Raw genomic sequence first — 13,431 nt, 5'->3', positions numbered from 1 at the left:
TCAAAGAAATGACCCACCGAGCATAAGCCCGGACTCAGAAGAATTTTTCGCGCGCTCACGTAGCAGCTCTACGGACACGTTTCCTACGTGTTCCAATCAGCGCGCACGCACCCGGGCACAGGTACATCCACCGTTACGCTCGGGTTTTTTCATGCCTTCACACCTTCACGTGCGCTGGCAGGAATCCGAGCACCTACTCGAAGGAACTCGGCCCATGCCACACCACATTACACTCGACCATATTTCGTACGCACACCCGAGCCAGCCCCCACTGTTTGTGGACCTTTCGGCAGTATTTTCTGCGCCACTCACCGGGCTTATCGGCGATAACGGCGCCGGAAAAACTACCCTCTTCAGACTTATTCATGGCGACATAAACCCTAGTCAAGGCACAATCAGCACCCCACCGCACATAGCGTACCTACCGCAAGATTTAGGGTTGAGTGGGCATCAGCATCTTGCCGATATTTTTGGAATTACAAAAATACTGCAGGCGCTTGATGCGCTGGAATCGGGCGAATATTCCCCCAGCCTTTACGACACCATAGGCGACGCCTGGGATATTGAAGAACGCACCCTCGTAGCCCTTGCCGAACATGGTTTTGGTCCTGCCCTCACTACGACCGATACACAGGCCCGTCGCAACCTTCTGATGCGTCCCCTTAGCACCTTTTCAGGTGGTCAGACGGTCACAGCCGCACTCACCGCGCTTCTGTATTCAGACCCAGAGTTCATTCTGCTGGATGAGCCCACAAATAATCTGGATTCTTCGGCGAAGAATCGGCTTTATACGGCTCTTGAAACCCTCACCTGCCCGGCGCTCATTATCAGCCACGACCGCGATCTGCTGGAGCACGTGAACGTGATTGCCGAGCTTCACGCCGACCGCCAGGGGCTGGCGCATCTGCGCCTCTTCGAGGGTAACTACAGCACATACCGGCAGGCGCTGGAGGCCGAGCAGCAGGCGGCTCAGCGTCGCGTGACCGAGGCGAAGAATGAGGCGCGTAAGGCTGTGCGTGAGCGCACCGAGAACCAGATTAAGCTCGATCGCAACGCCCGCCGAGGCCGCGAATTTGAACGGTCAAAGCGGAAACCTGGCATGGCTATGGGCCTGGATAAAAACAGTTCAGAGCGCTCTGCCGGGAAACTTCACACAGCCCACGAAAGCATGGTGGCGGATGCACGTGCAGCAGTTGGAGAAGCCCAAAAGAACCTGCGCGTGCAGGAGCGTATCTATCTGGAACTTGCTCAGGATGCGCTCCCATTGGGGCGGAAGGTACTGGAATTACATCGGGTGAAGAACGACTCTTGCGCATCTACACCGCAGAGCGCCGACCTTAAGAAGGCATACACCCAAAACACCGTTTCACGTGAAACACAACCATATAAAGTTGATTATCTGTTTCAAATCCAAGATTTTCCCGAGGTTCTTATCCTGACCGGACCCGAACACCTGCACATCACGGGAGCAAACGGCAGTGGCAAGACTGTGCTTCTCAATGCGATAGCGCACGCAAATGACCCTGATTACCGTTCCCCAGTGCCGCCTGCATACCAAGTGCTCTACCGTCTGGATAACACCGCATACCTGCCGCAGCGCATCATCCTCGACCCGGAGCTCACCCTTCTTGAAACCGTACAGAGGGCGAATCCCGGTGCGAGCGAACAGCATCTGCGTGACCAGCTGGCGCGCCTACTTTTCCGCCGCGAGAGCGTACATCAGCGCATTGGGGATTTATCCGGAGGTGAGCGCTTCCGTGCCGCGGTGGCGCAGGTACTTCTGGCCAACCCGGTGCCGCAGCTACTCATATTGGATGAGCCGACGAATAACCTCGATATTTCCTCGGTGGATTGGCTGGTGCAGGCACTCGAAGCCTATACCGGTGCGCTCATCGTGGTGAGCCATGATGAGGACTTCTGCCGCCGCATCCGCATTGACCGCACACTCAACCTTTCAACAAAAACTCTCGGGAAGGAACCATTCGGGGAATCAGCACGCTGAATCTTCTCCTACATGGGAGGGTGTTTGACTCAGCGCCCAGTCAGTTCCTATGCTTGAGCCATCAGCTCTCTATCCGTATTACCCCGCCGCAGGGGTAGCTGGCGAAGCTGAACGTATCGTTTGACCGAAGCCACCCAAGGCGCGACCGGGGTGCCCTTCGGAATCTAGGAGGCATCAAAGAAATGACCCACCGAGCATAAGCCCGGACCTCACAGAATTTTTCGTGCGCTCACGCAGCTTTTTGCGCAGACACATTCTCCCTGCGCACTTCTATTTTTCTGCGTGTCTTTATCAGCGCGCACGCACCCGGGCACAGGTACATCCACCGTTACGCTCGGGTTTTTTCGCGCCCTTTTTGGGGCGATCCTCTTACCGCCACGCGCTCAGCATAGGCACCCCCAAACCGCCGGCACACTACTGCAACGCACCACCGTCGGAGTTTGAGAGCACCCGAGCATCCATACCTCAAGGAGCTCGTATGACACACGTACTTCAGCCGCAGGCGACCTTTCCCCGTTCCGCTTCTTCCCGCGATGCCCGCTCGCACGCCACTTCCCACATGGTTTCCCATGCAGCGGCGCACGTTAGTATCGCCCATCTACACTTTGCGCACCCGAGCCAACCTTCACTGTTTGTGGACCTTTCGGCGGTGTTTTCGGCACCTCTGACCGGGCTCATTGGCGATAATGGTTGCGGAAAAACAACCCTCATGAGGTTGATTTTGGGTGATTTGACCCCGGATTCCGGTTCTTTGGCAGCGCCGGAGCGCATGGCGTATCTACCTCAGGATTTGGGTCTGGACCGGGAGCAGACCCTCGCTGAGCTCTGCGGAATCACCGAGATTCTGTGGGCACTGCAGGCGGTGGAATCCGGCGAATACTCCCCCGAACTCTACGAGACCATCGGGGATAACTGGGACGTTGAGGAGCGCACCCTGGCGGCTCTTGCGACCTACGGTTTCACCCCGGCGGCACTGATTGATCGAGACAACCCGGAGGCGGTTCGCGCGCTCTTTGCCCGCAGCATGCGCAGTTTCTCCGGTGGCGAGGCAGTCATTGCCGCGCTTGCCTCGCTGATGATTTCTGACCCCGAGTTCATTCTGCTGGATGAGCCGACGAACAACCTGGACTCCTCAGCGAAGGCTCAGCTCTTCACCGCGTTGGAAGCACTGCCCTGCCCGGCACTCATCATCAGCCATGATCGCGATCTGCTGGAGCGTGTAAACGTGATTGCGGAGCTTCACGCCGACCGCCAGGGGCTGGCGCATCTGCGTCTCTTTGAAGGTAACTACAGCACCTACCGGCAGGCGCTGGACACCGAGCAGCAGGCGGCTCAGCGTCGCGTGACCGAGGCGAAGAACCGGGTGCGTTCGGCGCATCGCGAGTGGGTGCAGGCGCAGGAGATTATCTCGAAGAACATGGCGCAGGTCTGGAAGGACGACCAGCCGGATACAATTCTAGACCTGGCAAAGGATGCCTCACGTCAGGCGGCGGCGAAGCTTCGCGGGCTGCGCGTCGGCAAGCAGGAACAGGCCCGGGAGGCATACCAGAAGGCTCAGGATGAGGTGCGCGTGCAGGAGAAGATCTACGCCGAACTGAGCCAGCAGCCCCTACCCGCGGGTCGCAAGGTACTGGAGCTGCACCGGGTTGATGCCCGGCAGGTTTCACGTGAAACATTTACCACTAAGCAACCCACAAAGGTTGATTCTCTGCATTTTTCACCCGCCGAGGCTGATAGCGAGAGCAATCAGGGAACCCCGGCGGAACGCCCAGAACACCTGATTCTCAGCGGTCCCGAGCATCTGCGCATCACCGGTGCAAACGGTAGCGGCAAGACCACCCTCTTGAACGCTATCGCCCACGCCGGCGAGGCTGACTACCGCTCCCCCGTGCAGCCCGCCTACCGGGTCGGCTATTGCCTCGAGGGGGCGTACATTCCGCAGCGCATCACCCTCGACCCGCAGCTCACCCTCCTACAGAGCGTGCAGCGGGCAAACCCCGGAGTGAGCGAGCAGCATCTGCGTGACCAGTTGGCGCGCCTGCTTTTCCGCCGCGAGAGCGTGCACCATAAGACCGGTGAGCTCTCCGGTGGTGAGCGTTTCCGCGCGGCGGTGGCGCAGGTGCTTCTGGCCGACCCGGTGCCGCAACTTCTCATGCTGGATGAGCCGACGAATAACCTCGATATTTCTTCGGTGGATTGGCTGGTGCAGGCACTCGAAGCCTATACCGGTGCGCTCATCGTGGTGAGCCATGATGAGGATTTCTGCCGCCGCATCCGCATTGACCGCACGCTGGCGCTCTAACTAGGGTTCCGTCTAAGGTTCCGAACCCAACCCCGCGGGTGCTACCCGGGGCTTAACGAACGGGTGCCCGGCACCTCCGAATATTGGAGGCGCCGGGCACCCGTTTCAGTTACCTCACCGCGGCTACGTCACCGCGCTGACGAAAACTTAGATTAGAGGACCAGGCCCTTGGTCTGGGACACTGCGCGCTCGAAGCGAGCCTGAACGTCAGCCCAGTTCACAATGTTCCAGAATGCCTTGACGTACTCGCCCTTGACGTTCTGGTAGTCCAGGTAGAATGCGTGCTCCCACATGTCCAGCTGCAGAACGGGAATCAGTGCAACGGAGATGTTGCCCTGCTGGTCGTAAAGCTGCTCGATGATGAGGCGCTTGCCAACGGTGTCCCATGCGAGGATTGCCCAGCCGGAGCCCTGAATGGTCAGTGCAACGTTGGTGAAGTGCTCACGGAACTTGTCGAAGGAGCCGAAGAACTCGTCGATTGCCGCTGCCAGCTCGCCGGTGGGCTTGTCGCCGCCCTCGGGGGACAGGTTGTTCCAGAAGATGGAGTGGTTGGTGTGGCCACCCAGGTTGAACGCCAGGTCCTTGGAGAGCTTGGAGACGTTGCCGTATGCACCGTTCTCGCGTGCCTCTTCAAGCTGCTCGAGAGCTGCGTTAGCGCCTGCAACGTATGCTGCGTGGTGCTTGTCGTGGTGCAGCTCCATGATCTTTGCGGAGATGTGGGGCTCGAGCGCCGCGTAGTCGTAGGGGAGCTCGGGGAGGGTGTACTTTTCAGCCATGATGATGCCTTTCATTAGAAAACTTGGCTTGTATTAAAGATTACCAGCGTAGCGTTTACTTTACTTTTCATGAGTTGGGGAGCGTCACATTTATGTAAGACCTCGCTCGAACCTGTGGATTTTAGGCAAAGACTTTTCCCCACACCTGTGGATAACCCTGTGTATCAACAGGATTTTCAGGTTTGGCACCCTATTCTGCCTTGAAATACCGGGGTATGCACTCATATGAATAACAGTGCTGTAAGTTCTCCACACTGTGGATAACTACTGTGGATAACATCCTATTTTGGGGATGCGCGGGGGATAAACTGCAGAATTTTCGCCCTCATTCGAGGCGTTTTTCCTTCTACTAGCCAAAATATTGAGCTTTAAAAGGGGCTCTGAACAGCCTTATACGCTTCTTCTGGGTGGAGGCGGTGGATTAAGTGCACAGGGTTATCCACAGGTGTGGAAATTTTCAGGTTCCGCGGATTTAAAGGTGAAAAGGCCTTCTGTTTAAGAACTTACCCTCGGTTTTAATGGCCGTGAAAGCCTGTAATTACAAGAATTTTTCTGTAGCACTCTTAAATTACACCTGGGGAGGACCTCGATTCTGCTCTGCCAAATCACATGCGTGTAAGTTCTCCACACTGTGGATAACCCCTGTGGATAACACTTCTGACGCGATACGGCGCAACAATACCGCGGACACACGGCACCACCACACAACACAAACCACACCGTGCAGCTACACCCCACAGCTACACAGCACAGGTGTTTACGCTTCCTCCCCCGACTCTGCCCCGACTCGTACAGCGCTCTTGCGGCGCCGATATGAAGGCAAAGAAAAAGAGCACCCGACCATTGGATGCTCTTAGAGTGAGTTGATAGAAATTCGAGTTAAAAAGATACGGTACGGAATGCAGCCCAACCACGAACTGCACCCGCACCGCACATCCGTCGGTAGAAATACGAGTTACTCGTACACCGACGACAATCACCGATAAATAGAGAGTCGAACCTATCGAAGCGAGCTTCCGGTCTCGCCTCGGAGGCTTCCTTCGACCCCGTTATGTAATTAGTGTACACGGTTTCATTACGGTTGCAAAGCCAAAACCAAGATTTTTTTAAAAATTTTGTTATCGTTTCGTTATTTTTCACCCTTGGCAAGCTCTTTACACTCCCTAGAATTTTCACTCAACCCCCTAAAAACCTTGATATTCCGCGGAAGTTAGCATTATGCACGGAAGTGCTTCTTGGTACGGTCTTGTCTATACTTGTACCGGAAATCTTTTTGAATATGTCGTATTTCACTTGCTTACCCCGGGTATTTGCAGTCACTGCGTGCAAAAAGATACCCCTGGCACCCCTCAAAAAATTAGCACCAAAGTGTCAAGCATTACTTGACCGTACCAATTTTGAGTCACCTAGTCAGACCTTTCGCTACAATGGGTGCCAACACGCCACTTCTCTCTTTAATAAGAGAGCTCCATATCCGATAAAAGAGGAATCAATCCCGTGTCCATACCAACCACGTCTGCGCAGCGGTCTGACAATACCGCACACAGCGAATCCATCCAGTGGCTCTCCCAGCAAGAGCGAGAAGGGTGGCTCTTTATCAGCTCCATCATCTTCAGCCTCACCCGCAAACTGGAAAACCAGCTGCAGAGCGAAGCTGGCATTAGTTTTGTCGAATACATGGTGCTCGCGATGCTCTCCGAGTCCAAGGATCATTCCCTCACCATGACCGAGCTGGCAATTACTACCAACACCCTCCCGGCACGCCTCTCCCGCGTTGTAGCACGCCTGGAGAAGGATGGATACGTCCGCCGCTCCCTCAGTGTAGAAGACCGCCGCGTCAGCATCTGCCATTTGCTCCCCGCAGGCGAGCAGAAGGTGCAGGAGGTCGCACCCGGCCACGTGAGCGAAGTACGCCGCCAGATTTTCGACCACCTGACCACCGAACAGGTTGAGCATCTCGCAGAAATCGGCGAGGCAGTCCTCGGCAACACCCCCTCAAACGTCATCTCGATTGATGCACTGCAGCGTGGGGACTACCCCACACAATAACCTCCTCCGCCTTCGGGCGAGAGTTGAGAGAACCAGAGATAAGGCACATTCCCCACCGGGAACGTGCCTTATCTCTTTAATAGATTTCTTAAATAGGCTCTTGCAGTCGCGAGCACTGCGGTACGCATGAACCTTAAAACCGCCTAAAGTTGCCCCGGGCATCGATACATGCGAAGAATTTTAAAAAATTTTTGCGGTATCACGTACCGCTTTGAAATGTCGGATGACCGGCTGTCGGGCGCCGGAGCATCATGCATGTACGCGGGATGTTGGGGTATCTAATGCCGCTTTAAACCGCGAAATCTCAAGGAAACGCACCCAATACCACTCAATCCAAAGAAAGTATTCAGGGCATCCACACTAAGGGTTGTGGTGACAATATGTCAGGGGTACCTTATCTGATTCACCGATTAGCCTTTTCTCTCTGTACATGACGCACCCCACCCCTTACGATAAATATCAACAGGTTGCACCGCGCCATCCCGGCACCCAAAAGCAACCACCATATAAGGAGAAACCATATGTCTAAGTCTTTCTACGACCTTCTGAACGAGCAGATCGGCCACGAGTTCGCTGCATCCCACCAGTACCTGTCCATGGCTATCTGGCTCGACGGTGAGGACCTGCCCCAGCTGGCTAAGTTCTTCTACCAGCAGTCCCTCGAAGAGCGCGAGCACGCACTCATGATGGTTCAGTACAAGCTGGACCGCGGCCACAAGGTCGAGATCCCCGCTGTTCCCGCTGTCAAGAACGACTTCGAGAACGTTCAGGAAATCGTTGACATGTCCCTGGCACAGGAGAAGGCTGTCACCGGTCAGATCGAGGCCCTGTTCTCCGCAGCACGCGCTGAGAACTACGCACTGGGCGAGCAGTTCATCCTCTGGTTCCTGAAGGAACAGGTTGAGGAAGTTGCAACCATGGAGACCCTGGTGACCATCGTGAAGCGCGCAAACGGCAACCTCTTCGACCTGGAGAACTACGTTGCACGCGAGCTGGCACACGACCACGGCCAGGAGTCCGGCGCACCCGCAATCGCTGGTTCCTAATCTTGCGTTCAGGCGGCTAGACACCTAGTCGACCACGCAGAATATCTGCAAAATATTAAACGTTCCGCCCTCCCCACACGCCGTGGGGAGGGCGGAACGTTTATGTATATACGCCATGAAAGCACACCGCGGTGCACCGCCCATGAGCTAAAAGCCGCCAGAAGCTACTCGAATACTCATACAGTGCAGAGTAAACTTAAAAGCCTTAGATGCCGCATAATATCGCGGCAGAAAGAGGAGAGAATGACTCACACCAATCCAGATACCCTCAGCCGCGGCTCATATAGCAACTCACGCCGCGTAGCCGACATTCTGCGTGCAGAATCAGTCGGCGGTACCGTACTTCTGATTGCGACGGTGCTGGCAGTAGTACTCGCCAACACCCCCGCATCCACCTTCTATTTTGGTCTGCGAGACACCGTTGTTGGCCCGGTCATCCCCGGCTTCAACCACCTGCAGATGAGCATCGGAACCTGGGCAGCAGACGGTCTGCTCGTCGTTTTCTTCTTCCTCACCGGCCTGGAGCTGAAGAAGGAATTCGTGATTGGTGACCTCAAGTCGCCCTCCACCGCTATTGTGCCGATTGCGGCCGCCTTCGGTGGCGTGGCAGTGCCCGCGATTATCTACACGGCGCTGAACTTCACCAGCCCCACCGCTCTGCACGGCTGGGCAATCCCCACCGCAACCGATATTGCGTTTGCGGTGTCTGTTCTCGCTGCCGTGGGTACTTTCCTCCCCTCGGCGATGCGTGTCTTCCTGCTGACTCTGGCTGTGGTCGATGACCTGATTGCAATCTGCATTATCGCGATCTTCTACACCAATAACTTCCACGGCGAGTACCTGCTCTTCGCGCTCATTCCCCTCGCTCTTTTCGCGTTCATTGCCTACCGCGGTGAGACCATGCTGCACCTGAAGCCGCTGGCTGCCTGGCTGCTGCTTCTGCCCCTGGGTATTATCACCTGGGCACTCTTCCTCGAGTCCGGTATTCACGCCACCATTTCTGGTGTGGTTCTCGGCTTCCTGGTGCCCGTGAAGATGTCCGCTCGCTCTGAGGCGGCACAGGCTGAACACGGTCTTGCAGAGGTGCTGGAGCACCGATTCCGTCCCCTCTCTACCGGCATCTGCGTGCCGATTTTCGCATTCTTCAGCGCGGGTGTGGCTGTGGGCGGTTTTGAAGGCCTCGGACGCGCCCTCACCGACTCCGTGGCGGTCGGCATTATGGTTGCGCTAGTTGCCGGTAAGACCATCGGTATTTTCGGCACCACCTGGCTCGTGACCCGCTTCAAGAACGCTAACCTCGACCCGGATATCGCCTGGATTGACGTGGTCGGTCTGGCTGCAACCGGTGGTATCGGTTTCACCGTGTCCCTGCTGGTGGCTGAGCTCTCCTTCCCGCACGGTTCCCCGCACACCGAAGACGCAAAGATTGCGATTCTCGTCGGCTCTGTTCTGGCTGCCATTGTGGGTGCGGCTATCCTGTCTCGCCGCAACAAGCACTACCGCGCCCTAGCCGAGAAGGAAACCGTGGATGCTGACGACAATGGCATCCCCGATGTCTTCGAGGGCACCTACCGTGACCCGAAGGCTGAAGCCTAGCCAGAACCTCTAAGGTCTACTACCTTCTCTACACCCCGATTCCTCGCTGATCATGATGTCTCACCGCACTACCTCACGTCGCCGTACAGCACGAGCAGGGCAGGCGCCTGCGCCTCCCTCAAGGTATGCAGAGATATCAGCACGCGTGGTTATCGGGGTGTATTCTTTTGCCGCGCTTCTGACCACGTTTGCGTGGGTTATCTCTCCTCTGCGGCGCGGTCGCGGCTTCACCTGGTGGGAAGTCACCGCTGACCTGCTGAATATTCCCTCCACGCATACTCTGCCCAGCGCCATTACGATGATTGTGCTGGTTTCCGGACTGATTGTGCGCAAGCGCGCTGCCCTCATTGCAGCCATCGTTTTCCAGGTGCTGGGCGCACTGATTGCGACCCATAGCGCTTTCACGCTGGCGTTCCCCGCGGGGATTATGCCGAAGGACCGTATTTTCTCCTCGACGGTCGATACTCTCTCCATCGTGTTTGCGTGTGTGCTGGTGCCGTTCCTTTTCTCGATTCGTTCAGCGTTCCCGGCGCGCATTGGTCGCCTCTCGTGGGCGGGGGCGGCTGCTACGGCGGCTGGCGGTATTCTGCTGACTACCCTGGTGCTCTGGTACCTCTGCCGTATTGGTGTGTGGGAGCCGCTGCGTTTCATCACCCCGTGGGAGCTACTCATGCACGGCATGGGTATTGAGCGTACGCATCCCGGTGTGTGGGCTGCCGACGTGGTGGCTTTCTTGGCTTCTTTTGGTTACGGTGCTTCGCTGGTTGCGGCGCTGTACCTGTTGGCGCGCGGCTACCGTGCCCCGGACGCCTGGACCGGTGAGAAGGAGCTGAAGATTCGCGCTCTGCTGCAGCAGTATGGCGCCAATGATTCACTCTCCTATTTTGCGACGCGTCGCGATAAGCAGGTGATTTTCTCTCCGGATCAGAAGGCGGCTATTACGTACCGTTCGGTGGGTTCGGTGTGTTTGGCGTCGAGCGACCCGGTGGGTGACCCTGATTCGTGGGATGCCGCCATTGAGCAGTGGATGCTGCAGGCGCGTAGCTATGGTTGGGTTCCTGCGGCGCTGAGCGTGAGTGAGGCGGGTGCGCGCGCCTATAACCGTGCGGGTTTGTCGATTATTCAGATGGGTGAGGAGGCGGTCCTTGAGGCGGACCGTTTCACGCTCAATGACACGTCGATGCTACCGGTGCGTCAAGCGGTTCAGCGTGTGCGCCGTGGCGGGTACACGGCGCAGATGCGTCGCTTTGCGGAGCTGGATGAGCAGCAGCGTCAGCAGGTTGCGGAGAATATTTCGGCGTGGCGTCATGGCCGCGTGGAGCGCGGTTTTTCGATGGCTCTGAACCGTGTGAATGATCCGGCGGATTCTTCGTCTGTTCTGGTGTCGGCTCATGATGAGGCGGGTCAGATGGTGGCTCTGCTGTCGTTCGTTCCGTGGGGTCCTACGGGACTGTCTCTGGATGTTATGCGCCGTTCCCCCGAGGCACCTAATGGTGTGGTGGAGTTTATGGTGGCGTCGCTGATGGAGCAGGTGGCGTCTTTGGGTGTGCGTCGGGTGTCGCTGAATTTTGCGATGTTTGGCCATATTTTTGAGGCTGCTGATCAGGTGGGTGCGTCGGCGTGGAACCGTTTTGCTTCCCGCTCTTTGGGTGTGCTGGATCGTTTTCTGCAGTTGCGCCGCCTGTATCGTTTCAATCTGAAGTTTGCCCCGCTGTGGGTTCCTCGTTTTTTGGCGACGGAGCCGACGTTGGCGATGGCGAATGTTGTGGTTGCGTCGGGTATGGCGGAGGGCTTTTTACCGAATTTGTCGGCGCGCCGTTTGCAGGATCAGGAGCAGGTTCTTTCTGCAGATGAGTTGGAGGCTCTTCGCCAGTTGCAGGTATCTGCTGTGGAAGAGCTTCCTGAGGTGTCGCGTAGCGATCAGACTCAGCACCGTCTGCGCCATCTGGAGGCGCTGCGTGCGGCGGGCATGGATCCGTATCCGCTGGGTGGTGAGATACGCAGTAATGGTGCGCCTATTCTGGGCGTGAAGGATGCCCTGCGTATATTCTCTTCTGAAAATATTCCAAATTCAGAATTCATGGTTTCGGGGCGTATTCGCGCGCTTCGCAACCACGGTGGAGTCCTCTTTGCGACCCTGATTGAGGGTGGCGAAACTCTTCAGGTCGTCATGGAACGCAGCCTGGTGGGCGAGCGCCCGTTGAGCCTCGCCTCCCGCAACCTGGATACCGGCGACATCATCATCGTGCAGGGCACTTACGGGGTGAGCCGTAACGGCACTCCATCGCTGATTGCCGCCTCCTGGTACATGGCGTCGAAGAGCCTGCACCCCATCCCCTTCGACTCCTTTACTGACCCGGAGGCGCGCCTGCGTCGCCGTTCCACAGACCTGTTGGTGCATCCGGACCAGATGCAGAATCTGCGCCTGCGTACCGCGGTGATTAAGGCACTGCGTGCCCGCCTGGATGCGGAGGGCTTCCTTGAGGTGGAGACCCCGATTCTGCATACGGTGCACGGTGGCGCGAGCGCGCACCCGTTCCGCACGTATATCAATGCGTACGGTGAGGATCTGACGCTGCGTATTGCGCCGGAGCTGTACCTGAAGCGCCTGGTGGTGGGCGGTAGCGGTCCGGTGTATGAGCTGGGTCGTGATTTCCGCAATGAGGGTGCTGATGCGACCCATAATCCGGAGTTTACGGTGCTTGAGGCGTATCGTCCGTATGCGGATTATGTGCAGATGCGTGAGTTGACGGAGCGTCTGATTAAGGATGCCGCTCAGGCGGTGTTTGGTTCGGTGTCTTTGCCGCTGGGTCGTAAGGCTTCGAGCGAGCGCGTGGTAACGGATGTTTCAGCGCCGTGGCGTGTGGTGTCGGTGTGTGATGCTCTGTCGGAGGCACTGGGTCGCCGCGTGGATGTGCAGACGGATTTTGAGGAGCTACTTGCCCTGGCACAGCAGCACGGTGTGCGTGTTCATGAGGGTATGGGCCCGGGAGCCATCGTTGAGGAGCTGTATGGTGAGCTGGTTGAGGCGCATACGGTGGAGCCGACGTTCTATACGGATTTCCCTGCGGAGACGAGTCCGCTTGCGGCGCCGCATCGTAGTGTTCCGGGTTTGGCGGAGCGTTGGGATTTGGTGATCAACGGCATGGAGATGGGCTGTGCCTACTCGGAGCTAGCGGATCCGCTGGTGCAGCGTGAGCGTCTGACGGAGCAGTCGTTGAAGGCGGCTTCGGGTGACATGGAGGCGATGGAGGTGGATGAGGATTTCCTTTACGCCTTGGAGACGGGTATGCCGCCGACGGGTGGTTTGGGTCTGGGCGTGGACCGTCTGGTGATGCTGTTGGCTCAGACTCAGATTCGTGGGGTGTTGTCGTTCCCGTTTGTGAAGCCTGAGCGTTCGTAGCCCGACTGATACCCCCGCTTCTCCGCTAAGCCCGGTGCGAGGTTTTGTACCTTGTGCCGGGCTTTTTGTGCCCGCCCTGCCGGTGCCGTCAACACCCCCACGGAGTCTATATTTACTCTGCCCATATATTAAGTATTCGTTACATTTTGGCTTGGGCCCCTTTTTAAGTTGCCGAGCGGGGGACGTACCCGACACAATGAGGTGACTAATCATACGGAGCGTATGTGCCTCCGTTACGCGGCTTTGAGTCCGCGCCA

The 13,431-nt window shown here is 57.1% G+C and carries 7 protein-coding genes; 6 read left to right on the top strand and 1 reads right to left on the bottom strand.

All coding sequences use genetic code 11. The features are described from left to right. The first annotated feature begins 214 nt into the window (after positions 1-214). Complete coding sequence (locus tag HMPREF2845_RS03230; RefSeq protein ID WP_070633884.1) at positions 215-2,002, top strand: ATP-binding cassette domain-containing protein; 1,788 nt, start codon at positions 215-217, stop codon at positions 2,000-2,002. Between the two features lie 478 nt (positions 2,003-2,480). Beyond that, a complete protein-coding gene (locus HMPREF2845_RS03225; RefSeq protein ID WP_070633883.1) occupies positions 2,481-4,304 on the top strand; it encodes an ATP-binding cassette domain-containing protein in 1,824 nt (607 codons plus the stop codon). A 152-nt stretch (positions 4,305-4,456) separates the two neighbouring features. Here HMPREF2845_RS03225 and HMPREF2845_RS03220 read toward each other — a convergent pair whose 3' ends face one another. Beyond that, entirely contained in the window at positions 4,457-5,080 is a 624-nt protein-coding gene (locus tag HMPREF2845_RS03220; RefSeq protein ID WP_005507370.1) for a superoxide dismutase, read from the bottom strand. 1,497 nt (positions 5,081-6,577) lie between these two features. On the opposite strand from HMPREF2845_RS03220, the gene HMPREF2845_RS03215 reads away from it, so the two are divergent. The 4 genes from HMPREF2845_RS03215 (at position 6,578) to lysX (ending at position 13,174) form a co-directional block, all read left to right on the top strand. Continuing rightward, positions 6,578-7,129 (top strand): MarR family winged helix-turn-helix transcriptional regulator, encoded by a 552-nt coding sequence (locus tag HMPREF2845_RS03215; RefSeq protein WP_083308727.1) that lies wholly within the window; start codon positions 6,578-6,580, stop codon positions 7,127-7,129. Between the two features lie 521 nt (positions 7,130-7,650). Further along, positions 7,651-8,175: a ferritin gene (locus HMPREF2845_RS03210; RefSeq protein ID WP_049341967.1), complete on the top strand. Its 525-nt coding sequence runs from the start codon at positions 7,651-7,653 to the stop codon at positions 8,173-8,175. A 243-nt stretch (positions 8,176-8,418) separates the two neighbouring features. Further along, positions 8,419-9,771: a Na+/H+ antiporter NhaA gene (gene nhaA / locus HMPREF2845_RS03205; RefSeq protein WP_070633882.1), complete on the top strand. Its 1,353-nt coding sequence runs from the start codon at positions 8,419-8,421 to the stop codon at positions 9,769-9,771. Positions 9,772-9,823: 52 nt separating this feature from the next. After that, positions 9,824-13,174, top strand: coding sequence for a bifunctional lysylphosphatidylglycerol synthetase/lysine--tRNA ligase LysX (gene lysX / locus HMPREF2845_RS03200; RefSeq protein WP_083308726.1), 3,351 nt, complete (start codon positions 9,824-9,826; stop codon positions 13,172-13,174). Positions 13,175-13,431 lie beyond the last annotated feature (257 nt).

This window comes from Rothia sp. HMSC065B04 (genome assembly GCF_001812285.1).
Taxonomy (GTDB): Bacteria; Actinomycetota; Actinomycetes; order Actinomycetales; family Micrococcaceae; genus Rothia; species Rothia mucilaginosa.
The sequence above is the reverse complement of the archived record's forward strand: the minus strand, read 5'-3'. Positions and strand labels throughout refer to the sequence as shown.